We start from the raw sequence: 21751 nt of genomic DNA, 5'->3' as shown, positions 1-21751 counted from the left end.
CGCTCCCCGTCGTCGGGCAGGTCGCCGCCCGACTGCTTGTGGGACCGCCGGTCCCGCTCCAGTTTACTTCGAGAGCCGTGCTAGGACTGAGCTCGCTACTGCTCCGCGAGTCGCTTCGCTCCCCGCTTCGCTTCGTGGTTTTCGCTCTCTGCGTTCGCTCAAACCACGCTATTGCTCCACGGCTCCTTTCAGTCGCCGTTCCGCTTCGAGACGATTCACTACGTTCATCGTCTCGCTACTGCTCTCCCATCCTATCGCCCGCAACCCGCCGTCCCTTCGTCGTCAGCGACACCTCGGTCCGCTCGCGCAGGACGCTGATGACGTCTAGTTCGATGAGCCGGTCGAAAATCGCCTCGGTCTTCTCGACGTCGATGCCGACGAAGTTCGGGATGTCGAAGGGCGAGACGCCCGAGTGCAGCGCCATGATGACGCGTTTCTCCGTCGAGGACAGGTCCAGGTCGGCGCGGTTCTGCTCGGCGCTGTCCTCTAGCATCGTCCGGAGGACGGTGGCGTGGAACTCCTCGCCGGCGAGGTGGGTCTCGACGCTGATGTCGTCCTGGCTGTGTTCGACCTGGATGACGGTCCGCTCTTCGCCCGAGACCTGTTTGTCCTCGACAGTCAGGTCGCCGATGTCCGTCCGTTCGATATCGACGGCCTGTCCGTCGGCCATCGCGAGCCTGACTGCTTCGTCCGATATCTTCAGCCGGCCCTTCGTCCACTCGTTGCTCTGGACGACGCCGCCTTTCACCGCGGGGTGCTGGACGAGGATGACCGCGCCGTCCAGGCTCGCCCGGTAGAAGTCCGTCTCGAATGCCTCGTGATTCGACGCCGAGACCAGCAGGACGTCCGGGCCGACGTGGAGGGCGACGTACTCGGAGACGCCGGCGCTTTGCTGGTTCACGTCGAACCGGTCGGCGATGCGGTCGATGTCGGTCAGTGCGACCTGTCGCTTCTCGTCGGCGATGAGCGCGACGCGCTCGGTCGTGAGGATGATGCGGCAGTTCTGCCACTCGGCGTCGGTGAGCCGCTGGCCCTGCGAGACCGCCTGCAGGTACTGGCCCTGCATATCGGCGATTTTCTTCTCTGTGTCGCTCATGGGCCGCTCTGTGCCGTCGTTATCGAGGCCGGCGTTAATAGGTTGCGCCGCGAGTGTCGATACTGAGAACGGGCCGACTGCGACGCCGCGCCCATCCCGATAGCTGACGCCGGCCATCGGTGCCCCGTTCCGGACACCGCAGTACAATACTGGGGGGACGTAGGTGGTTCCTACCACGGGTGACCGACCCCGGCGTTTATCAACAACGCCCGTGATTGTCTATGATAGACCATGTCAGACGATGAGGTCCAACTCGAAGCACGACTCGAAGAACAGGACGTCTTCGAGCCACCGGAGTCGTTCGTCGAGCAGGCCAACGTCGCCGACCCTGCCATCTACGACGAGTTCGAAGAAGCGGGCCCCGACGCCTGGGAGCGGGCGGCCGACCTACTCGACTGGGAGGCCGAGTGGGACCAGGTACTCGACGACAGCGACGCCCCGTACTACGAGTGGTTCACAGACGGGAAGCTGAACGCCTCGGCCAACTGTCTCGACCGACATCTCGACGATCGGGGCGAGGCAGCCGCCATCGAGTGGATCGGCGAACTCGGCGAGAAACGCACCTACAGCTACGCGGACCTCCACCAGGAGGTAAACGAGTTCGCCGCCGCCTTGCGCGACCTCGGCGTCGAGGAGGACGACGTGGTCACGATGTACATGCCGATGATTCCGGAGCTCCCGGTGGCCATGCTGGCGTGTGCCCGCATCGGCGCGCCCCATTCGGTCGTCTTCGCGGGCTTCTCCGCGGACGCGTTGGCGACCCGGATGGAGTCGGCCGACTCCGAGTATCTCGTGACGTGTGACGGCTACTACCGCCGCGGTGACCCGCTGCCCCACAAGGAGAAAGCAGACGAGGGGCTCGAAGACGTGGGCCACGACGTCGAGACCGTGGTCGTCGACCGGTTAGCCGACGACTACGACCACCCGATGAAAGACGGCGAGTACGACTACGACGAACTCGTCGCCGAACACGAGGGCGCGACTGTCGAGCCCGTCACCCGGGACGCCGAGGACATGCTCTTTCTCATGTACACCTCGGGGACCACGGGCCAGCCGAAAGGGGTCAAACACACGACCGGGGGCTATCTCTCCTATGCCGCCTGGACGAGCCACGCGGTACTGGACATCAAGCCCGAGGACACTTACTGGTGTTCGGCCGACATCGGCTGGATCACCGGCCACTCCTACATCGTCTACGGGCCGCTGGCGCTGGGGACGACGACGGTAATGTACGAGGGGACGCCGGACTACCCCGAGAAAGACCGGCTCTGGGAGATCGTCGAGGAGTACGAGGTGACCCAGCTCTACACCGCCCCCACCGCCATCCGCGCGTTCATGAAATGGGGCACGGAGTACCCCAACCAGCACGACCTCTCCAGCCTTCGCCTGCTGGGGACCGTCGGCGAGCCCATCAACCCCCGCGCGTGGAAGTGGTACTACAAACACATCGGCAAGGAGTCCTGCCCCGTGGTCGACACCTGGTGGCAGACCGAGACCGGCGGGATGATGCTGACGACACTGCCGGCAATCGGGGAGATGAAACCCGGGACGGCGGGACCGCCGCTGCCGGGTATCAGCGCCGACGTGGTCGACGTGAGCGGCGACCCCGTGGGTGCCGGGAAAGCCGGCTATCTGGTCGTGAACCAGCCCTGGCCCGGGATGCTCCGGACCCTGTACAAGAACGACGAGCGCTTCGTCGACGAGTACTGGCGGGAGTACTCCAACCCCGACCGCGACGAGTGGGTGTACTTCCCAGAAGACGGCGCCAAGATCGACGAGGACGGCTACATCACGGTGCTTGGCCGGGTCGACGACGTACTCAACGTCTCGGGCCACCGGCTGGGCACGATGGAGATAGAGAGCGCCATCGTCGGCGTCGAGGGCGTCGCGGAGGCGGCCGTCGTGGGCGGCGACCACGACATCAAGGGCGAAGCCGTCTACGCCTACGTCATCACCGAGGACGGCACCGAAGAGACCGACGACCTCGAACAGCGAATCGTCGAGGGCGTCGAGGACGCCATCGGCCCAATCGCGCGGCCGGAGGCCATCATCTTCACGCCCGAACTCCCGAAGACCCGCTCGGGGAAGATAATGCGCCGGCTGCTGGAGGAAATCGCCAACGGCGAAGAGTTGGGCGACACCAGCACGCTGCGCAACCCCGACGTGGTCAGTGACATCCAGTCGAAGATGAGCGACGACTGAGGGGGCTCCGGGCGGAGACGCCCGGACGGCGCCACTGGGTCATGGCGTCGAACACCCCCGGAGAACCGATTTTCGAACACGGTGGGGGAGAGAGACGAACCCAACCATGCCAGACAAACACAATCACGAAACGGCGGGCGACGACACCGCCGCTGTCGAAAGCAACGGGTCAAGTGAAACGAGACGAGCCGCATCGGAGCCTCGCTCCGATGGTGGTATCTCGCAAGCAGCACAGCGTCATCGGAACACGGACTATCTCGACGAGGAGGTGAACTTGCTGAAGCCGAGCACGGCCTATATGCGCGACCACCTCAGAATCGTCTGGGCCGGCTTCGTCACCTGGGCGCTCATCGTCTTCGGGCCGGTGACGCTGACGGCCATCGCGCCCGAGGTGATGACCACGACGATGCCGGTGCTTGGCTTCCCGTGGCACTACTTCCTCGTCGGCTTCGGCGCGCCGACGGGCGCGCTCATCCTGGCGGCCGTCTACGCCCGCCAGCGCGACAAGCTGGACGACAAGTACGGTATCGACCACAGCCGGACCGATTCGGGCGAAGTGGAGAGCGACGCCGAGAGCGGTGAAACCGCCGCGACCGACGGCGGTGAGCCGAGTGAAACGAGGCGACCCGCATCAGAGTCGCGCTCTGACGGGAGGTCCCAGCGATGACGATACCGCTGCAGGCCGAGGCGCTCGACATCTCGTTCAAACTACTGCCGGCCATCATCGTCTTCCTGATGATGGCCTCCTTCCTCGTCATCGGCTACGTGTTCAAGGTTGCCGACACCGAGGGGATGTGGGTCGCCGGACGGGGCATCGGGAACATCGAGAACGGGATGGCCATCGGCGCCAACTGGATGTCGGCCGCCTCCTACCTGGGCCTGGCCGGACTGGTCGCGCTCTCGGGCTTTTACGGCCTGGCCTTCATCGTCGGCTGGACCACCGGCTACTTCGTCTTGCTCATCTTCCTCGCCGCACAGATGCGCCGGTTCGGGAAGTACACCGCCCCGGACTTCGTCGCCGACCGATTCAACTCGCCCACTGCCCGCGCACTGGCGGCCTTCACCACGCTGCTAATCGCGTACGTCTACTCGGTGGGCCAGGCCCGCGGAATGGGGCTGGTCGGCCAGTACGTCTTCGGTCTGGACATCATCCCGATGATCGTCGTCATGATGACCATCACCGTCGGCTACCTCGCGCTGTCGGGGATGCTGGGTGCGACCAAGAACATGGCCGTCCAGTACGTCATCCTCATCGTCGCGTTCCTCGCCGGCGTCTACGTCGTCGGCATCTCAGAGGGGTACTCGACGGTCCTGCCACAGATAGAGTACGGCGCCCTCTTCAGCGAACTCAGCCGGCAGTTCTCCGAGCCCTTTATCGGCGGGAACAGCTACTACCTGTGGGTGGCGACAGCCTTTTCCCTCATCGTCGGGACCTGTGGGCTTCCCCACGTCCTGGTGCGGTTCTACACGGTCAAAAGCGAGCGGACCGCTCGCTGGTCGACCGTCTCGGGGCTGTTCTTCATCATGCTCCTGTACTGGGCCGCCCCCGCGATGGCCGCCTTCGGCGTCGACCTGTTCGCGGCGGTCAACAACATCTCACCGGAAGCAGTCTACAGCGGTGGACAGGCGATGTCCGGAGCGGAAGGTGACGTCATCGTCGTCCTCGCTGCGCAGTTCGCCGACCTCCCGACGTGGTTCGTCGGGCTGGTCGCCGCGGGCGGAATGGCCGCGGCCATCGCGACGACTGCGGGGCTGTTCATCACGGCCTCGTCGGCGGTCGCACACGACATCTACTCAGAACTCATCAACCCCGACGCGACCCAGCGCCAGCAGGTGCTCATCGGGCGCGCGACCATCGTCGGCATCGGGGCCTTAGTGACGGTGACCGCCTTTAACCCGCCGGCGCTCATCGGCGAACTCGTCGCCTACGCCTTCTCGCTTGCCGGGACCGTCCTCTTCCCGATGTTCTTCCTCGGTCTCTGGTGGGAGAACACCAATCGCCAGGGCGCCCTGGCCGGAATGACCGTCGGCCTCTTGCTGTGGATCACGTCGATTATCAACAGCGTCCTGCCGGCCTACGTGGGCTTTCTCGCCGATATCGCCGGAGAGGGCGGCGCGCTCGTTCCCATCTACGCACAGTACGTCCCGCCCATCGGCGCCGCGCTGATCGGGACGCCACTGGTCTTCATCGTCACCATCGCCGTCTCGCTGGTGACGCCCGAACCGCCACTGGAGACCAAGAAGATGGTCAGGCAGTGTCACAGCCCGGAACCGATGGGCCAGCAACAGACCGCCGAGGACATCGTCTCCAGCGGCGGTGACACCCCTGCGGACGACTGACAATGTACGAGAACATCCTCATCCCGACGGACGGAAGCAAAACGGCAAACGTCGCGGTCGAGCACGCTGTTGACCTCGCCGCGAAGTACGGGGCGACAGTGCACGCGCTGTACGTCGTCGACCCCGACTGGCTCGCCTACAGTCTCGGCTCCGAGCAACTCGACCGTATCAGACAGGGCAACTTCGGTGAGATGGGTGACGTGGAAGCCGACGCCGCCGAGGCGACCGGCGTCGTCGCCGACGCGGCCCGCGACCACGACGTCGAGGTCATCGAGGAGGTGCGAGGTGGCACCCCCCACGAGATAATCACCAGCTACGCCGACAACGAGGACATCGACCTCATCGTCATCGGGAGCCACGGGCGCTCGGGTGTCCGGCGGGCCCTGCTGGGGAGCGTCACCGAACGCGTCCTCCGGTCGAGCCACCTCCCCACCCTCGTCGTCGACGAACACGAGGAGCCGTGAGATGGCGATGACGTCGCCGAAAGGGCTGCTCGAAACCGTCGGCGAGCACGTCGAGGAGCACCGTGGCGGGATGGTCGTCGACTTCGTCTTCGCGCTGGCGTGGGTTACCGTCGTCACCGTCGTCTTCGACCTGCTGCCCGGCGGGCCCGAGTGGCTCTACTACCTGACGCTGCTCGGTGGCGTCGTCGCCTACTTCGGCTTCTTCTGGTCGCTGGAGGCGGTGCGAGCGGCCGAGTAGCCGCGCCGGTCAAATCACCGGTCGCTCGGGTCCCTCGGCGTGTAGCTGCCACAGTCCTGTCCGTCGATGGTCGTGTTGTCACAGTCGAAAGAGCCACCCACGTAGACGTCACCCTCGATAGTCGCGTCGTCGAGGTCCACGTCACCGTCGGTGACCACCGAACCGGAGACCGAACTCGACGACTGGACTTTTATCATATCGTCGGCGTTCACCACGAGGTCGCCGTCGACGGAGCTACCGGTTATGACCTCTATCTCTTTGTTGTCAGCCGTGACAGTGCCACCGACTGAGCTATTGTCGATTTTGATATTCTCGTTACGTTCGGTCACCGCACCGGTCACCTCGCCATCTTGGACTTTCACTCCGTGGTTGGCAACGACGTCTCCGTAGACTGTTCCACCAGTGATGACATCGACATTTTTGTTCTCGCTCGTGACGTCACCGACGATGGCGCCACCGTTTTCCACCCCGATGTCCCTGTCGTTCGTCACGTCACAGTCGACCACGATACTGTCGACTTTCACCGTCTCGTCGTCGAACTCGCTCGTGACCCACGAACAGCCCTCGTCGGGCGCCGGGAACGTCCGGTCCACAGTAAACGTCGCGAGCTCGTAGGTCGCTCCGTGGTCGCCGGCCCAGACGAGCGTCAGTTCCCGCTGTTGTGGATAGAAACCGACGCTGTCGCTCGCCTCGAGTTCCGTTCCCGACAGTACATCTGGGTCCGACGCTCCGCGGAACGTCAGCTTGTCGCCGTCGAGCTTCTCTCCCTGTCTGTGGACGAGTTCGTGACCGTAGCCGTCCTCGGACAGCTGCGTCTCCAGTTTCACCTCCGGTGCCGGCTCCCGCTCCTCGGTGAGCGACATCACAGCAGCACCGCCGAACGCGGCTATTACCGCGACTATCGCGACGAGCAGAATAGTGCCGATGACTGGTGAGACAGCACGGTTATTCGGTGTCGACAATTTGCATTATATATACAGGTCTCGAATATTAACAGTACCGACGATTTGGACCGCTGTATCAGGACGGAGATATCGCCACTGGTCCACGACGAGAGGGGGCGCCCGGTCTACGCGAGACCGAAATACCACCTGCACTCCGCCAGGTCCGCTCACTCCGTTCGTTCAAACCACGCTAGTGCTCGCGGGTCACTGCGTTCCCCGCTCGCTCGTGTAGAGACATCTTGCTCCGCTCGATGTCTCTCTGCTCGCGGGTCACTGCGTTCCCCGCTCGCTCGTGTAGAGACATCTTGCTCCGCTCGATGTCTCTCTGCTCGCGGGTCGTTCCTCCCCGCTCACAACTAGAGATACCTCCCTGGGGTCAGTATCTCCCTACCCCACGGCTCCCTCCGGTCGCCGTTCCGTTTCGAGGAACCTCACTCCGTTCGGTTCCTCGCTACTCCCCACTCATCGCTTCACTCGCCATATTCCGCCCCTGGGCGTTCAGACTGACCTCCGTCCGGGTCCGGACCTTGTCTACTGCCCCCACGTCCAGCAGCTTCTGGTATATCTCCTCGACGTCGTCCGGCGTCGTGCCGACGAAGTCGGCCATTTCGAAGGGAGAGACCCCCGAATAGAGCGCCATCAGCACCTGGCTCTCCATCTCGGAGAGTTCGTAGTCGTCTTCTCGCTCGTCGACGACGGCCCCGAAGAGTGCCTCCAGCGCGTCGGTGTGGTAGGCCATTCCGGAGAAGTGGGTCTCGACGCTGCGACCTTCCTCGTCGGTGTGTTCGACCTCGACGACTGCCCGCGTATCGCCCAGCACGGTGCTCTCGCTGGTCTCGATGGTTCCCACGTCGTCGATGTCGAAGACGGTCGACCCGCCGCCCGGGAACTGCAGGCGGACCTCGTCGTCGTCCAGTCGGAACCGGGCCTTGCTCCACTCGGCGTCGTCCTGGATGACCCCGCCGACGACGGCGGGATGCCGGGCGAGGATGACCTCGCCTTGCAGGGTCGCCCGTCGGTACTCGAACGCGAAATCGGCGACGTTGCTCGCGTCCACCAGCAGGACGTTGTCGCCGACCGAGAGCACCGTCGCACCGGGTGGGACCTCCTCGGGCACGGCGCTCTCGGGGTCGTCGGGCACGGAGATGTTCGAGTGTGGAATCGGCGTCTTGCCGTCCGAGGTCGCGAGGATGAGCCGCTTGTTGGTGACGATGAGCCGGCAGGACTGCCATCTGGGGTCTGCGACCGGCTCGCCGCCGCGGACGACGTACTGAAAGTCGCCGGACGTGTCGAGTATCTTGTGTTCGTCACCACTCATAGCCGCTGTCGTCACAGAGTTGTCGCCGACTCGTATATAAGTTCCACCGCTCAGAGCGCCACCAGCAACCCGCCGACGACGCCCAGGCCACCGAAGACGACACAGACGGTCCAGAAGGGGACCTGCCGAACCAGTCTGACCAGAGCGTCGACGGTGAGATAGCCGACGAGCGCGCTGACTGCCAGCGCGACCACCGCACTCAGCGGGTCGATAGCCGGCACGCCGTCGTCGGCCAGCACCAGAGCGTTGGCACCCAGCGCCGCCGGAATCGACAGTAGGAACGAGAGTCGCAGCGACGACTCGCCCTCGTGCCCGCGCAACAGGAGCGCGCTGACGGTCGTTCCGGAACGGGAAACGCCCGGGAGGATGGCCACGCCCTGGAGCGCGCCGACGAAGACGGCGTCGACCCAGTCCGGCCGGGCCCGCTCGCCCAGCGACAGCGCGACGGCGAAGCGCTGGAGCAGCCCCGTCAACACGAGCAGGCCACCGACCAGGGCGAGGAACAGCCCCCCTTCGAGCCCGGAAACGGCGGCGTCGAGCAGGAGATACGCCGGCAGTCCGGTCAGCCCCGTGGCGAGGGTCGCTATCGCCAGAAAGGAGAGGTCGGCCGTCTCGTCGGCGAAGGGACGCCGAGTGAGCTCGCGGGCTGAGTCGAGGATGTCGACGACGTCCGCGCGGTAGTACGCGATGGCGGCGACGGCGGTCCCGGCGTGCAAGAACAGCGCCAGCCGCGTCGCGTCCTCGGGTGCGAACCCCCCGAGTACCGTCGAAGCGAGCGCGACCCCGCCCTCGCTGGAGACGGGAATCCACTCCAGTATCCCCTGGAGGATACCCAGCAGGACGGCGACGAGGACGGGGTTCATATCCATCCAGCGGACAGCCGAGGGTAAAATTGGTTCGGTCCGGAGCCGGGACGGGCGGTTGCAGGCCGTCTCACTCGCTTGGCTGCTACCCGAGACGGCGAGGTCGAAACGCAGTTACCGGCCGCCCTCCTCGCATCGACAATGACCGTATTTGAGGACGCGCGGGCCGCGCTGGCCACGGGGCCGCTCTGTGATTCCTGTCTCGGTCGGCTGTTCGCCGAGCGCAGCTTCGGGCTGGCCAACGCCGAGCGGGGCCACGCGCTCCGGGTCTCGCTGGCGCTCGAGGACGACGAGCCCTTCGAGCCGGCCGAGGACTGCTGGGTCTGTGAACTAGAGAGCGAACGAGTGGAGTGGTGGGCCGAACAGGCCGCCACCGCCGTCCGTGGCTACGAGTTCAACACGTACCAGGTCGGCACGAAGGTCCCGCCCCTGCTCGAAGAGAACGACGCGTTGCTCCGGGAGGACGTCGGCCTCGACGAGGACGCCGGCGAGGCGCTGAAGACCGAACTCAATCGGGAAGTGGGCAAGCGAATCGGCGATATCACCGGCGCGGAGGTGGAGTTCGGTCGCCCGGACGTCCAGTTCACGCTGGACCAGTCGACCGACGAGGTCGACGTCAACGTCAACTCCGCGTTCGTCTACGGCCGCTACCGCAAGCTCGAACGCGATATCCCCCAGACCAAGTGGCCCTGCAACGACTGCAACGGCACCGGTCGCTGGCAGGGCCAGCCCTGCGAGGGGTGTGACGGAACCGGTTTCCGGTACGACGAGAGCGTCGAACAGCTCTCGGCGCCCGTCGTCGTCGAGGCCATGGACGGCGAGGCGGGCACGTTCCACGGCGCCGGCCGCGAGGACGTCGACGCGCTGATGCTCGAATCCGGGCGCCCGTTCGTCATCGAGGTCGACGAGCCCCGCGTCCGCGACGTCGACGTCGAGCAACTGGAAGCGGATATCAACGACTTCGCCGACGGCAAGGTCGAGGTCGAGGGGCTCCGGCTGGCGACCCACGACATGGTCGAGCGGGTCAAGGAACTCGACGCCTCGAAGACCTACCGGATGGACGTCGAGTTCGGCGAGCCGGTCACCGACGAGGCCCTCCAGAGCGCCCTCGAGGAGCTCGAGGGGGCGACCATCCACCAGGAGACGCCCCAGCGCGTCGCACACCGACGAGCGGACCTCACACGGACGCGGGACGTCTACGCCACCAGCGGCGAGCTGGTCGATTCGACCCACGCAGACATCCGTATCCACGGCGCGGGCGGCCTCTACGTGAAGGAGCTGATTTCGAGCGACGAGGGTCGCACCGAACCGAGCCTCAGCGGGTTGCTGGGCGTCGACGCCGTGGTGACGGCGCTGGACGTCGTGGACGTCCAGGGCGAGGACGAGCCCTTCGCCGACGAGGCGTTCTTCCGGGACGTGTAACGGCCGACCACAACGGCTTTACTCGACGCCGCGAACCGACCAGCCATGCGATTTGGCGTCGACGAGGCCGGCAAAGGGCCCGTGCTGGGGTCGATGTTCGCCGCGGCGGTGCGAGCCGAGCCCGACGCACTGCCCGACGGCGTGGGTGACTCGAAGGGTATCGCACCCGCGACACGGGAGCGGCTGGACGGCGACATCCGAGCGGGAGCCGACGCCGTCGCCGTCGCGGAGATTCCCGTCGCCCGCATCGACGACCCCGAGACGGACATGAACACGCTGACCGTTGCCGCTCACGCCGAGGCGCTCTCAGGCGTGGCGACGGACGGGCTCGCGGGGCTGGTGGACGCCGGCGACACCGACGCCGAGCGCTTCGGTCGTCGGGTGGCCGACCGCGTCGACGCGACGCTTTCGCTCACCGCCAAACACGGCGCCGACGAGACCGACCCGCTGGTCGGCGCGGCCTCCATCCTCGCGAAGGTGGCCCGCGACAGCCACGTCGAACGGTTGGCCGACGCCCACGGTGACGTGGGCTCGGGCTACCCCAGCGACCCCACCACGCGGGCGTTTCTGGCCGACTACGTCGAGCGCCACGGCGAGCTGCCCGAGTGTGCCCGCTCGTCGTGGTCCACCTGCGAGGACGTGCTGGCCGCCGCCGAGCAGTCGTCGCTCGGGGACTTCTGAAGGCACACCGTCCAACCGACACAACTGTATGCCGTTGTACAACCGCCACGGGCGGGACTGAAAGGGGCCGAGCGATGCGGGAAGACGGGCGACGAAAGCACCGCAGCGAACGACGTGAGCGAGGCGCGCAGCGAGCCCCTCGACCGCATCGCTCGGGGGCTTTCTGGCGGTACGCAGTCAGATGACTACCGGCCGAAAAGATAGCAGCTACGTCGGTTACTCGTCCAGCACGAGGTTCCGGAGGATGTCACCGTAGGCCGGGCGGGTGACCAGCACACCGATGAGGACGCCGACGATGGTGATGATGGCAAAGCCCGAGAGGTCACCCAGCGGGAAGCCCACGAGCGGAACCATCGCGACGATGGTCGTCGCCGCGGCCGCGCCGATGACCCAGAACGCTTTGCGGAAGCGACTCTGGAACACGCGGGCTGTCCCGACCTCCCCCTGCTGGAGAATCTCGTCACCGATGATGATGAGGTCGTCCACCCCCGTCCCGATGACGGCGATGAACCCGGCCAGATGCGAGAGGTTGAGCGGGTACTGTGCCATCGCGACGAAGCCAAGCAGGATGTACACCTCAGAGAGCGCGGTGACGATCATCGGCAGGGCGACCTCGCGGCGCCGGTAGCGGACGTACACCACCAGACTGACCGCGAGCACCGCGAGCAGTCCCGTGATGAGGGAGTTCGTCCGGAACTGGTCCGCGAGTGCGGGCGACAGCGTGTTCTGGGTGCCGGACTCGAAGTCGAGGTCGGCCGGCAGTCGGCCGGCCTGCAGGGAGAGCTGGAGGTCTCGTGCTTCCGCCATGGAGGTGGTCGTCATGACGAACGACGGGTCGTCGGCGAAGGACCCGTCGGCAAAGGACTGCCCGAGGCTCTGCTGGACGCCGCCGATGAACACGGGTTCACCGTTGAGCGTCGTCACCAGACACGTCCCTTCGATGGTGTCGACGGAGTCGTGGTCACTCGCGTCGACCCCACAGGAGGCTCCGCCCCCGAAGCCGGCCTCGGCCATGTCGTTCTGGAACCGCTCGGCCGGACCATCTCTGACGACCACCGGGACCTGCGGTTGGTTGTCCTGTTCCTGTGCGTTGCCGATGTTACGGAAGTCGTCTTGGCCGAGGACCTCTTGCTGGGTCCAGTTGCCCGTGGAGTCGTTCTGGTAGACGGCATAGACACGGACGACACCTCGTTCGTTGAGGATGTCGATGAGTTCGTCAGCGTCTCGCCCGGGTGCGGTGATGCTGATGAAGTTCTGGCCGCCGGGCGAGTTGACGTCCTGGACGCGGCCACCGCTGAGCGCGGAGGTGGATATCTTGTCCTCGATAACGGAGACCATCCGTTCACGGGTCTCGGCCGTTACGCCGTCCCGGATAGTCGTGGGCTGGTACCCCTCGTCCTCGAGTGCGGTCCGGAACTCGTCTTCGGTGACGTTCTCGTTGTACACCTCGACAGTACCGTTCTCACCGCGCTCCTCGACCCCTCGAACCTCGACATCGAGCGGGTCGATACCCAGCCGGTCAGCGATGGCCTGCTGGGCATCGGCCTCGTCGTTCACCGAGACGTTGATGCCCTCGGCAGTCATCCCGACGACAGGCGCCTCGATGCGGGCGCCACCGGAGAGGTCGATACCGTACTGGAGGTTCGTGAGCTGGTCGCCGCCGGCGCTCTCGTTGGCGCTCGTCCCCGGCGGCGCTCCAGGGACAAAGAGCGCGACGGTGCTTGCGAGCAGGAGGACGACCAGAAGGACGATACGCCAGTTGTCACGGAGCGTACTCATCGGTTGACCCCCTCGTACTTGTACCAGCGAAGCAGTGTGACGTTGAGCATATAGGTGTTCATCAGGTCGGCCGTCAGCCCCAGCACGAGCACGATACCGATAGAGGCCATCAGGTCGATGCCAAAGAGCGTCGCGGCGATAGCCATCACGGTCATCGCGGCGATGGAGGTGAGCGTCATCGTCACACCCGTCCGCATCGCCCGGTAGGTCGACTCGTAGAACCCACCGGAGCGCCGGAGGACGTGGTTGTTCAACAGGATGTCCGAGTCCACTGAATACCCGATGAGCATCAGGAGTGCCGCGACGGTCCCCAGCGAGAGTTTGATACCGACGAGGTTCATGATGGCGACGGGGATGACGATGTCGGAAAACGCCGAGATGACGATGGCGATACTCGGCACGAACGTCCGGAAGAGAGCGAAGGCGAGCAGGCTCATGCCGAGGAACGCGATGCCGACGCCCATGAGAGCGAACCGCTGGCTCTGCTCGCCGAAGACCGCCGAGGTGCTCCCGCTCTGGAGGACGGTGATGCCGTCGGCTTCCTCGGCCGTATCTGTGAGGTCCGATACGTCCGCAGAGCGCTCGAACGTGATGATGTACTGGTCCTGCCCGGAGACCTCCTGGACCGAGACCACGGTGTCACCGAAGAGGTCGGTGGCTTGCTGTTCCGAAATCGGTTCGGACGACTGCACCTTGATTTCTGATCCCCCTGTGAAGTCGTTGCCCAGCGCGACCGGTGACCCGGTCATCGCGTACGTGACCGCGAGCACCCCCAGCGCGACCGCCAGTACCACCAGCGGTATCGCGATGAGCTGACGGTTGGAGTACTGCGTGTAGTCGACTTCCGGGACCTCGAACGCGACCATGGCCGCAGGTGTGGCACGCCCCCGAATAAGCCTTTGTAATCTACGCGCGGGAGCGAGTGAATCGAACCGTCGCTCAATCCGGCAGATACCGGACGCTGACGACGCCGTCGGCGATTCGAATCTCGACGCGGTCGACGCCCAGCCGTCCCGCGCGGGCGACCGTTTCCTCGTCGGCTGCGACGTCCTCGGCCGTCGCCGCCGCCTCGCCGTCGGGCACGGTCAGGACGTGCAACTCCCCGGTGCCGGCCCGCTCCTGTGTCGTCAGCTCGCCGACGGGCTGGTCGGCGGCGAGCTCTTTTGCCTGCTGGGTCGGCTCCAGGTCGACGACTTCGACCGGAATCTCGTACTCGGCAGCGAGGTCGGCAACCGCGTAGGTCACCTCCATCGGCGGCTCCGCCGCCAGTGTGGCCTCGATGACGGCGCCGGCTTCGAGACCGGGGTTCTCCGACAGCGTCAGTACCTGCGCATCGACCACGTCCCGAACCGTGACCGACGACTCGTCGGCGTGGGTGACGAGGAAGGTCCCCTCTTTCTGGGTCATGGCGACCGGTACGTCAGGGCCGTTTTTCGGGGTTTCGACTAGCGATGGATGAGGATATGAGTGCGACCGTGAACAGTCAGAGGTAGCGGTATAGAAAACACCGAAAGCACTCACTTCAGCGTCCTGTGGACGAGATACATCAGCCCGACGGCGAGCAGCGGCGGAACCAGCCCGGCGAGCTGTGGCAGGCCGTACAGGGCCATCACCACGCCGCTATCGGTCGACTCCTGCAGGGCCGGGGGGACGGAGATAATCAGCCCGACGTACAGCGAGGCGACGAACCCAAGCGCCGAGAGGGCCAGTCCGCGGTCGTAGGCGACCGACGAGGCGGTGCGGCGGTGGCGACGGGCAACCAGCAGGACGGGCGCGAGCAAGGGTGCGACGACGAGCACGCCGACAAAGAGAAAGAAGGTTCGTGAAAAGGTGAACGTCCCGCCCCGGGCGCCCGTGCTGTTGGCCAGGACGCCGATGAGACCGAAGGTGAAGATGAGCGCGATGGCGACCGTCAGCAAGATAGCGACCACGACATAGCCCTTGAACAGCAGCGACTCGCTTGCACGGATAGCGTACGGAAAGGCGCCGGGCAACCCGTTGTAGCTCCGTTCGCCCTCGGCCGGCTGCGCGTCTGTCATCACCCGACCTAGCGGGACGAGCGGGTTAAACGCCCCGTTGTCGGGCGAGCGATGGTCGGCTGTGCAGTCGTCTCGTCCCCATCCCCAGACGCGATTGGTTTCACGTTTTGTTGCACAATATGATTGGTTTGTTATAGATGATAAAATATAATAATAATCGTTTCATTAGGGGTCGATTGTACTGTATGAGCAACTCACGTGGTGGGGTTCAGACCGGCTGGGGGACAGTGAGTGCAAGTGACGGTCTCTTCGCGGTGCTCAGACGACAGCTTTCGGGCCTGGGCGTGTACCTGGAGATAACGCGACCCGGTAACGTCGCGTTCACGGGGGTACTCACAGTAATCGGCGCGTTCGTCGCCGGCGGCATCCTCACGCGGCCGCTCGCGGTCTGTGCGGCTGTCGTCGCCGCGACGACGGTCACTGCCGGCGGTAACACGATAAACGACTACTTCGACCGGGACATCGACGCTATCAACCGACCGGACCGACCGATTCCGCGCGGGGCAATCTCGGCACGGAGGGCGCTGCTGTACAGTCTCGCTCTGTTTGGCACCGGGTTCGTGGCGTCGCTCCTGCTCCCGCTGTGGGGGACCGTCATCGTCGTGGGGAACGCACTTGGTCTCCTCGCGTACACGCAAGTGTTCAAGCCGCTCCCGGGCGTCGGCAACGCTCTCATCGCAGTCGTGATGCCGAGTAACCTGCTCCTGGGGGGTGCGGCCGTGGGCGACGTCCGTGCCACCGTGGTCCTGTTCGCACTCGCGGCCATCGCGACGCTCAGCCGCGAGATAATCAAAGACGTCGAAGACATCGACGGGGACCGACAGGAGGGACTGCGAACGCTTCCCATCGCCATCGGCGAGTCACCGTCGCTGTGGCTCGGCCTGGCGAGTATCGTCGTCGCGGTCGCTGCAAGCGTGCTTCCCTATCTCGATGGCACCTTCGGAACCGGATACGTGCTGGCCGTCCTGCCAGCCAACGTGACAATGCTCGCGGCGGCGGGCTACGCCTTCGTCGACCCCGGGAGCGGACAGCGGTGGCTCAAGGCGGGGATGGTCTTTGCCGCGCTGGCCTTCGTCGTCGGCCGGGGGACGCTGCTGCTGTGAACCGGGTACATATGTAACAGGGCTTCGAGAGTTGGCGTATGCAGCTCGATATCGGTGCGGCGCTCGGGGACGTAGCTGACCCCGGCGTCGACGAAGACGACCTGGAAGAGCTGGACGAACAAGTGGCCGCGGCCCACGAGACAATCGCCGCGGGCCGGGACAACGGCGAGTTCGGGTACGCCGCCCTGAACCTGCCCGAGGAGACGGACCCGACGAGAATCCGCGAGGCCGTCGAGCCCGTGGCAGACGCCGAATACGTCGTGACGGTGGGTATCGGCGGCTCCGCGCTCGGCGCGAAGACGGTGACAGCGGCGCTGGCCGACGAGCCCGACCGGCACGTCATCCTCGATAACGTCGACCCGGAACACATCGAGCGCACGCTCTCCGGCCTCCCGCTCGAAGACACCGCCATCAACGTCGTCTCGAAGTCCGGGACCACCGCGGAGACGCTGGCGAACTTCCTCGTGGTGCGGGAGGCCTACGAGGACGCGGGCGTCGACTGGACGGAGCTGACGGTCGTCACGACCGGCGAGTCCGGCCCGCTGGCCGAACTGGTCGCCGAACACGACCTGCCGCGACTGCCAGTCCCTGACGGCGTCCCCGGCCGTTTCGCCGCGTTGTCGTCGGTCGGACTGGTCCCGCCGGCCGTCCTCGGCGTCGACATCGAGGGGCTGCTCGAGGGGGCCAGCGCGGCCGCCGACGGGCTCGGTCCATCCCTGTTCGACTCGCCGGGCTACGCCTACGGCGCCGTTTGCTACGCGCTCGAAGAAGAGGGTGCCGCGGTCAACGCCGTCATGCCCTACGCCGAACGGCTGGAGTACTTCGCCGAGTGGTTCGCCCAGCTGTGGGCCGAGAGCCTCGGCAAGGAGGGACGGGGCCAGACGCCCGCCCGGGCGCTGGGCGCCACCGACCAGCACTCCCAGCTCCAGCTGTATCGGGCCGGGCCACAGGACAAGATGGTCACCGTCGTCCGGCCACAGGCGCGGGCGGACGTGCCGATTCCCGAGTCCGAGCACGAGTCGCTCTCCTATTTCGCCGGCGCGGACCTGGGCCAGCTGCTCGACGCGGAGTACGACGCCACCGTCGCCAGCCTCGCCGAGGCCGGTCGGCCGGCCGTCGAGATAGAGCTCGACGAACTCGACGCGGAGGGCCTGGGCGAACTGCTGTACGCGATGGAGGCCGCCACCGTCCTCGTCGGCGAACTGGCCGACATCGAGACGTTCACCCAGCCGGCCGTCGAGTGGGGCAAGCGCGCCGCACGTGGCCTGCTGTCGGGCGAGGAGACCGAGGAGACGAAGGTAGTCGAGGAACGCCCCAGCTACCGCATCGACTAGCCGGGCGAGGCGGCCGCCTCGGCCACTGCCGGTAATCGGTGGGGTCTTGGGCCTCGCTCGCGTACCGCCGGCAACTGCAATGGCACTCTCCCCGCCGTACGTCTCGGTCGCCGACGGTCGCACGATAACCGAAAGCGTCGTTCGTGCGCTGGCCGTCGTCGCCGGAGCGTTCCTCTTTGCCGGCGTCTTCTCGGCGCTCGGTGCGGCGCTGCTTGGCATCAACGTCGAGAACGGCCTCGACGCGAGTTCGACGCCGGCGGGGCTGTACGCGGCGGTCAACGCCATCTCGTTCGTCGGATTTATACTCGCGGGCGTCGCCTACCTCCAGGTCAGAGACGACCAGTCGCTGGTCTATCTGCGCCGGCCCCGCCCCTCGGACCTCGGCTGGGCAGCGGTCGGGGTGGTCGGCATCCTGCTGGGCTCGCTGGTGATGGGCGTCGTCGTACAGGTGCTCTCGACCCTCGCCGAGACGCTGTTCGGCGTCGCCGTCGAGACCGGCCAGAACAACATTATCACCCAGGGCCGGGACAACCCCGTCCTCTTCCTGTACATGGTTCCCGTCGCGCTCTTTTTCGTCGGGCCGGCCGAGGAACTCGTCTTCCGCGGCGTCGTTCAGGGACTGTTCCGGCGCGCGTTCGGCGTGGTTCCGGGAGTGGTGTTCGCGAGCCTCCTCTTCGGGATGGGGCACTATCTCGCTATCAGTTCCGGCAGCGCCTGGACGTACATCCTCACCGCCAGCGCGCTCGGGCTAGTCCTCGGTGCAGTGTACGAGTACACCGAGAGCATCCTCGTTCCCGCCCTGGCACACGGGGGCTGGAACGCCGGACTGTTCGTGCTGAACTACTACATCGCGACCACCTCGCTGACGATGCCGGGCTGACAGCGCGAGTCACCGCCACCTGCAGGCGCTTTCGAGCCGTGTGACGGCTGTCTGACGGGTATTTAAGCTGGACGCGGTTCATTGTCAATGTATGTCAACCCGGTACACGGTCGTGTGCGAGGACGACCAGGCCCGGGCTATTCAGGTGTTGGCCCGTCGCTACGGCATCACCGAAGAGGAAGTGCTCAAGCAGCTCATCGAGGTCGGCCTCGAAGACGTGGAAGAACGGACGATCTAGGCCGGGTTCTTTCTGGACAGCGAGCTGCCACACACCGGACAGCGGTCGCGGTTCTCGTCGAACTCGCGGCCACAGCCGGCACACTGGAAGCGCCACTCCCGTTGCTCGGTGATGCCCTCCCGGGCGATGACCTCGACGCGGACGTCCAGTTTCTCCGCGACGTTCTGCATCGCGTAGTCGTCGGTGACCAGCGGGCTGTCGAGTTCGAAGGCGGCGGCGACGAGGCGGATGTCGGTCTCGGATAGCTCTTCGAGGTCGCCCGTCTCGCGGGCGGCCCGCTCGATGCGCTCGACGGTGTTTTCCTCCGGGATATGCAGGTGCATCCCCGAGCCCTCGAGCGCGTCGAATCGGTAGGCGGCCTCGCCCTCTAGCTCCTCCTGGACGAGCGGAATTGTCGCTATCCGCTCGTCGGTGTGGTACTCGTTGATGAACGCTGACGAGTCGAGAACGTACATCTACCGCTGGATTATCATGTGATCCTTGACTGCCTTGACTCGCTCCACGGGGACGAGCAGGCGGCCCTGGTCGCTGTACTCGAAGTCCGTGTTCCGGAGCGATTCCGCGGGGTCGATGACGAGGTGGTTGAGCGACCCCGACGAGAGGTCCATCGTGATGTTGTAGAGGCTCCCCATCTCCGCGCCGTCGCTACCCATGACGTCTTTCCCCGAGAGATTCTCGGCGAGTATTTCGGCCATACCCCCCTTTCTGAGCGAGATTACATAAACGCCACGGGGCGTCTGACGCAGTGTTGTAGCGAGGTCCCGGTATGCGCCGACCCCGGGTCGGCGCAATCCGGAACTAATCTACAGCAGTACGTCACAGACGGACGTAGTACACTCGTTAGGAGCGTACCAGCGACGTCCCAGAAGCGAGACGACAGCGCTTCGTGGCGGCCTCAGCAGCGGACTGCAGGGGCGAACAGCCCGGCCGCGGAGCCCATGACGACGAACTTAACTACTGTGGCCGACACCTTCCAGTAACTTCTGAGGCCCATCTATGTCTGATCAGGACGCCACCACAGAGACGGAGCACACCCTACGGACGCCCATCGTCGCCGTACTGGGACACGTCGACCACGGGAAGACCAGCCTGCTGGACCGGATCCGCGGCTCGGCCGTGACGGCCGGCGAATCCGGCGCCATCACCCAGCACATCGGGGCCACGGCAGTCCCGCTCGATGTCATCTCTGACATCGCCGGGGAGCTGGTCGACCCCACGGACTTCGACCTGCCCGGTCTGCTGTTCATCGACACGCCCGGCCACCACTCCTTTTCGACGCTTCGCTCTCGGGGCGGGGCGCTGGCCGACATCGCCATCCTCGTCGTCGACGTCAACGACGGGTTCCAGCCCCAGACGCTGGAGGCCATCGACATCCTCAAACGGACCCAGACGCCCTTTATCGTCGCCGCGAACAAGATAGACACCGTGCCGGGCTGGAACCCCAACGAGAACCAGCCCGTCCAGCAGACGATGGACGCCCAGTCCGAGCGGGTCACCTCGGACCTAAACGAGAAGCTGTACGAGCTCATCGGCGAGCTCTCCGATAACGGCTTCTCGGCGGATATGTACTGGCGGGTCCAGAACTTCCAGGCCAACATCGGTGTCGTCCCCGTCTCCGCCGAGACGGGCGAGGGCATCCCGGACCTGCTGACCGTGATGATGGGACTCTCCCAGCGGTACATGAAAGAAGAGATGGAGATAGACGCCAGCGGCCCCGGCGTCGGGACCGTCCTCGAGGTCAAGGACACCCAGGGCTTCGGGACGACGCTCGACGCCATCATCTACGACGGGACGATTCACAAGGACGACACCATCGTCGTCGGCGGGCTGCAGGGCCCCATCGTCACCGACGTGCGCGCGCTCTTGCGTCCGCGGCCGCTCGAAGAGATACGCACCGAACAGCAGTTCGAGCAGGTCGACGCCGTGGCCGCGGCCGACGGGGTGAAAATCGCTGCGCCGGACTTAGACGACGCCATCGCCGGCGCACCCATCCGGGTGCTCCGGGACCGTGAGCGCAGCGAGGTCATCGCCGAGGTCGAGGAGGAGCTCTCCGAGATAGAGGTCACGACACAGGAGGAAGGCGTCGTCGTCAAGGCCGATACGCTGGGTTCGCTCGAGGCGATTTCGAGCACCCTCGCAGAGGAGGAGATTCCAATCATGCGCGCCGAGGTCGGCGCCGTCGCTCCCCGGGACGTCCGCGTCGCCGAGACGGCCAACGAGCCGACCCACCAGGCCATTCTGGCGTTCTCCGTCGAGGTGCTCGAAGACGCCCGGAACCTGGCCGAGCAGGAGGACGTGACGCTGTTCGAGGACGACGTCATCTACCAGCTCGTCGAGGGGTACGACGACCACGTCACCGAGATTCAGGAGTCCCAGCAGGAACAGATTCTCGAGAACATCACCCGCCCGGCGAAGTTCCGTGTGCTGCCGGACCACACGTTCCGGCAGAACGACCCCGCCGTCGTCGGTATCGAGGTGCTCTCCGGCGAACTCCGCCGGAACGTCAACGTCGTCAAATGGGACGGCAACGAGCCGACGCGGGTCGGCCGCCTGAAGTCGCTGCAGGACGCCGGCGAGGACGTCGACTCGGCCCGGACCGGCGAACAGCTCGCGGCCTCCATCGACGGGCCGACGGTCGGCCGCCAGATAGAGGAAGGCGACGACCTCTGGGTCGAAATCCCCGAGAAACACGCCAAGATACTCGAACAGGAACTGCGCGAGGAGATTTCGGTCGACGAGCGCGAGGCGCTGTCGATGTACCTGGAGAACCACCGGAATCGGGACCCCTTCTGGGGGAAGTAGGGCGGTTT

Annotated in this window: 22 protein-coding genes; 12 read left to right on the top strand and 10 right to left on the bottom strand. The window is 65.6% G+C overall.

Translation table 11 applies throughout. The features are described 5' to 3' along the window. Window positions 1-235: 235 nt before the first annotated feature. Complete coding sequence (locus P1K32_RS10850) at window positions 236-1096, bottom strand: CheF family chemotaxis protein (protein ID WP_276249749.1); 861 nt, start codon at window positions 1094-1096, stop codon at window positions 236-238. A 231-nt stretch (window positions 1097-1327) separates the two neighbouring features. On the opposite strand from P1K32_RS10850, the gene acs reads away from it, so the two are divergent. From acs to P1K32_RS10825, 5 genes are all read left to right on the top strand, one after another. Further along, entirely contained in the window at window positions 1328-3298 is a 1971-nt protein-coding gene (gene acs, locus P1K32_RS10845; protein ID WP_276249748.1) for an acetate--CoA ligase, read from the top strand. Between the two features lie 106 nt (window positions 3299-3404). Further along, window positions 3405-3965 carry a DUF4212 domain-containing protein gene (locus P1K32_RS10840; RefSeq protein WP_276249747.1) on the top strand — a complete coding sequence of 187 codons (561 nt, stop codon included), beginning with the start codon at window positions 3405-3407 and terminating at the stop codon, window positions 3963-3965. Continuing rightward, window positions 3962-5638, top strand: a complete 1677-nt coding sequence (locus P1K32_RS10835; protein WP_276249746.1) for a sodium:solute symporter family transporter — start codon at window positions 3962-3964, stop codon at window positions 5636-5638. Before P1K32_RS10840 ends, P1K32_RS10835 begins: the two co-directional genes overlap by 4 nt. A 2-nt stretch (window positions 5639-5640) precedes the next feature. After that, window positions 5641-6102 (top strand): universal stress protein, encoded by a 462-nt coding sequence (locus P1K32_RS10830; protein WP_276249745.1) that lies wholly within the window; start codon window positions 5641-5643, stop codon window positions 6100-6102. Window position 6103: 1 nt separating this feature from the next. After that, a complete protein-coding gene (locus P1K32_RS10825; protein WP_276249744.1) occupies window positions 6104-6340 on the top strand; it encodes a DUF8119 family protein in 237 nt (78 codons plus the stop codon). Window positions 6341-6354: 14 nt separating this feature from the next. Here the strand turns inward: P1K32_RS10825 and P1K32_RS10820 are convergent, their stop codons facing one another. The 3 genes from P1K32_RS10820 to P1K32_RS10810 form a co-directional block, all read right to left on the bottom strand. Then, window positions 6355-7302, bottom strand: coding sequence for a type IV pilin N-terminal domain-containing protein (locus P1K32_RS10820; protein WP_276249743.1), 948 nt, complete (start codon window positions 7300-7302; stop codon window positions 6355-6357). Between the two features lie 433 nt (window positions 7303-7735). Continuing rightward, on the bottom strand, window positions 7736-8602 hold the full coding sequence (locus P1K32_RS10815) for a CheF family chemotaxis protein (RefSeq protein ID WP_276249742.1): 867 nt from the start codon (window positions 8600-8602) through the stop codon (window positions 7736-7738). Window positions 8603-8652: 50 nt separating this feature from the next. Continuing rightward, a complete protein-coding gene (locus P1K32_RS10810; protein WP_276249741.1) occupies window positions 8653-9465 on the bottom strand; it encodes an undecaprenyl-diphosphate phosphatase in 813 nt (270 codons plus the stop codon). A 141-nt stretch (window positions 9466-9606) separates the two neighbouring features. Between P1K32_RS10810 and P1K32_RS10805 the strand changes: the two genes are divergently transcribed. Both P1K32_RS10805 and rnhB read left to right on the top strand, forming a co-directional pair. Beyond that, entirely contained in the window at window positions 9607-10887 is a 1281-nt protein-coding gene (locus P1K32_RS10805; RefSeq protein WP_276249740.1) for a tRNA pseudouridine(54/55) synthase Pus10, read from the top strand. A gap of 45 nt (window positions 10888-10932) precedes the next feature. Further along, window positions 10933-11568, top strand: coding sequence for a ribonuclease HII (gene rnhB / locus P1K32_RS10800; RefSeq protein WP_276249739.1), 636 nt, complete (start codon window positions 10933-10935; stop codon window positions 11566-11568). Window positions 11569-11784: 216 nt separating this feature from the next. Here the strand turns inward: rnhB and P1K32_RS10795 are convergent, their stop codons facing one another. The 4 genes from P1K32_RS10795 to P1K32_RS10780 form a co-directional block, all read right to left on the bottom strand. Further along, a complete protein-coding gene (locus tag P1K32_RS10795; protein WP_276249738.1) occupies window positions 11785-13347 on the bottom strand; it encodes a preprotein translocase subunit SecD in 1563 nt (520 codons plus the stop codon). After that, window positions 13344-14213 carry a protein translocase subunit SecF gene (secF, locus tag P1K32_RS10790; protein ID WP_276249737.1) on the bottom strand — a complete coding sequence of 290 codons (870 nt, stop codon included), beginning with the start codon at window positions 14211-14213 and terminating at the stop codon, window positions 13344-13346. The genes P1K32_RS10795 and secF overlap by 4 nt, the downstream gene beginning before the upstream one ends. Window positions 14214-14286: 73 nt before the next feature. Beyond that, window positions 14287-14754, bottom strand: coding sequence for a DUF5812 family protein (locus tag P1K32_RS10785; protein WP_276249736.1), 468 nt, complete (start codon window positions 14752-14754; stop codon window positions 14287-14289). A gap of 110 nt (window positions 14755-14864) precedes the next feature. Then, complete coding sequence (locus P1K32_RS10780; RefSeq protein WP_276249735.1) at window positions 14865-15386, bottom strand: DUF8056 family protein; 522 nt, start codon at window positions 15384-15386, stop codon at window positions 14865-14867. A 185-nt stretch (window positions 15387-15571) separates the two neighbouring features. Between P1K32_RS10780 and P1K32_RS10775 the strand changes: the two genes are divergently transcribed. The 4 genes from P1K32_RS10775 to P1K32_RS10760 all read left to right on the top strand — a co-directional run bounded on the left by P1K32_RS10775 (window position 15572) and on the right by P1K32_RS10760 (window position 18941). After that, window positions 15572-16489, top strand: a complete 918-nt coding sequence (locus P1K32_RS10775) for a geranylgeranylglycerol-phosphate geranylgeranyltransferase (RefSeq protein ID WP_276249734.1) — start codon at window positions 15572-15574, stop codon at window positions 16487-16489. Window positions 16490-16527: 38 nt separating this feature from the next. After that, the gene (locus P1K32_RS10770) at window positions 16528-17823 is read left to right on the top strand and encodes a glucose-6-phosphate isomerase (protein ID WP_276249733.1); all 1296 of its coding nucleotides are present in this window, start codon (window positions 16528-16530) and stop codon (window positions 17821-17823) included. Between the two features lie 79 nt (window positions 17824-17902). Continuing rightward, window positions 17903-18703: a CPBP family intramembrane glutamic endopeptidase gene (locus P1K32_RS10765; protein ID WP_276249732.1), complete on the top strand. Its 801-nt coding sequence runs from the start codon at window positions 17903-17905 to the stop codon at window positions 18701-18703. A gap of 91 nt (window positions 18704-18794) precedes the next feature. Continuing rightward, window positions 18795-18941, top strand: a complete 147-nt coding sequence (locus P1K32_RS10760; protein ID WP_276249731.1) for a CopG family transcriptional regulator — start codon at window positions 18795-18797, stop codon at window positions 18939-18941. Here P1K32_RS10760 and P1K32_RS10755 read toward each other — a convergent pair. Continuing rightward, on the bottom strand, window positions 18938-19396 hold the full coding sequence (locus P1K32_RS10755) for an NOB1 family endonuclease (RefSeq protein ID WP_276249730.1): 459 nt from the start codon (window positions 19394-19396) through the stop codon (window positions 18938-18940). The two genes, P1K32_RS10760 and P1K32_RS10755, sit on opposite strands and share 4 nt — an antisense overlap. After that, entirely contained in the window at window positions 19397-19636 is a 240-nt protein-coding gene (locus P1K32_RS10750; RefSeq protein ID WP_276249729.1) for a PRC-barrel domain-containing protein, read from the bottom strand. 301 nt (window positions 19637-19937) lie between these two features. On the opposite strand from P1K32_RS10750, the gene infB reads away from it, so the two are divergent. Next, on the top strand, window positions 19938-21743 hold the full coding sequence (gene infB, locus P1K32_RS10745) for a translation initiation factor IF-2 (protein ID WP_276249728.1): 1806 nt from the start codon (window positions 19938-19940) through the stop codon (window positions 21741-21743). Window positions 21744-21751: the final 8 nt, after the last annotated feature.

It is taken from the genome of Haloarcula rara (assembly GCF_029338235.1).
Lineage (GTDB): Archaea > Halobacteriota > Halobacteria > Halobacteriales > Haloarculaceae > Haloarcula > Haloarcula rara.
This window is presented reverse-complemented; position numbering and strand designations above follow the sequence as displayed.

Coding starts and splice junctions, on each gene's coding strand:
- P1K32_RS10805 (WP_276249740.1), top strand. CDS start 9,607: ATGACCGTATTTGAGGACGCGCGGGCCGCGCTGGCCACGGGGCCGCTC.
- P1K32_RS10780 (WP_276249735.1), bottom strand. CDS start 15,386: ATGACAGACGCGCAGCCGGCCGAGGGCGAACGGAGCTACAACGGGTTG.
- infB (WP_276249728.1), top strand. CDS start 19,938: ATGTCTGATCAGGACGCCACCACAGAGACGGAGCACACCCTACGGACG.
- secF (WP_276249737.1), bottom strand. CDS start 14,213: ATGGTCGCGTTCGAGGTCCCGGAAGTCGACTACACGCAGTACTCCAAC.
- P1K32_RS10750 (WP_276249729.1), bottom strand. CDS start 19,636: ATGGCCGAAATACTCGCCGAGAATCTCTCGGGGAAAGACGTCATGGGT.
- P1K32_RS10760 (WP_276249731.1), top strand. CDS start 18,795: ATGTCAACCCGGTACACGGTCGTGTGCGAGGACGACCAGGCCCGGGCT.
- rnhB (WP_276249739.1), top strand. CDS start 10,933: ATGCGATTTGGCGTCGACGAGGCCGGCAAAGGGCCCGTGCTGGGGTCG.
- P1K32_RS10850 (WP_276249749.1), bottom strand. CDS start 1,096: ATGAGCGACACAGAGAAGAAAATCGCCGATATGCAGGGCCAGTACCTG.
- P1K32_RS10775 (WP_276249734.1), top strand. CDS start 15,572: ATGAGCAACTCACGTGGTGGGGTTCAGACCGGCTGGGGGACAGTGAGT.
- P1K32_RS10830 (WP_276249745.1), top strand. CDS start 5,641: ATGTACGAGAACATCCTCATCCCGACGGACGGAAGCAAAACGGCAAAC.
- P1K32_RS10810 (WP_276249741.1), bottom strand. CDS start 9,465: ATGAACCCCGTCCTCGTCGCCGTCCTGCTGGGTATCCTCCAGGGGATA.
- P1K32_RS10765 (WP_276249732.1), top strand. CDS start 17,903: ATGGCACTCTCCCCGCCGTACGTCTCGGTCGCCGACGGTCGCACGATA.
- P1K32_RS10770 (WP_276249733.1), top strand. CDS start 16,528: ATGCAGCTCGATATCGGTGCGGCGCTCGGGGACGTAGCTGACCCCGGC.
- acs (WP_276249748.1), top strand. CDS start 1,328: ATGTCAGACGATGAGGTCCAACTCGAAGCACGACTCGAAGAACAGGAC.
- P1K32_RS10815 (WP_276249742.1), bottom strand. CDS start 8,602: ATGAGTGGTGACGAACACAAGATACTCGACACGTCCGGCGACTTTCAG.
- P1K32_RS10825 (WP_276249744.1), top strand. CDS start 6,104: ATGGCGATGACGTCGCCGAAAGGGCTGCTCGAAACCGTCGGCGAGCAC.
- P1K32_RS10835 (WP_276249746.1), top strand. CDS start 3,962: ATGACGATACCGCTGCAGGCCGAGGCGCTCGACATCTCGTTCAAACTA.
- P1K32_RS10795 (WP_276249738.1), bottom strand. CDS start 13,347: ATGAGTACGCTCCGTGACAACTGGCGTATCGTCCTTCTGGTCGTCCTC.
- P1K32_RS10755 (WP_276249730.1), bottom strand. CDS start 19,396: ATGTACGTTCTCGACTCGTCAGCGTTCATCAACGAGTACCACACCGAC.
- P1K32_RS10840 (WP_276249747.1), top strand. CDS start 3,405: ATGCCAGACAAACACAATCACGAAACGGCGGGCGACGACACCGCCGCT.
- P1K32_RS10785 (WP_276249736.1), bottom strand. CDS start 14,754: ATGACCCAGAAAGAGGGGACCTTCCTCGTCACCCACGCCGACGAGTCG.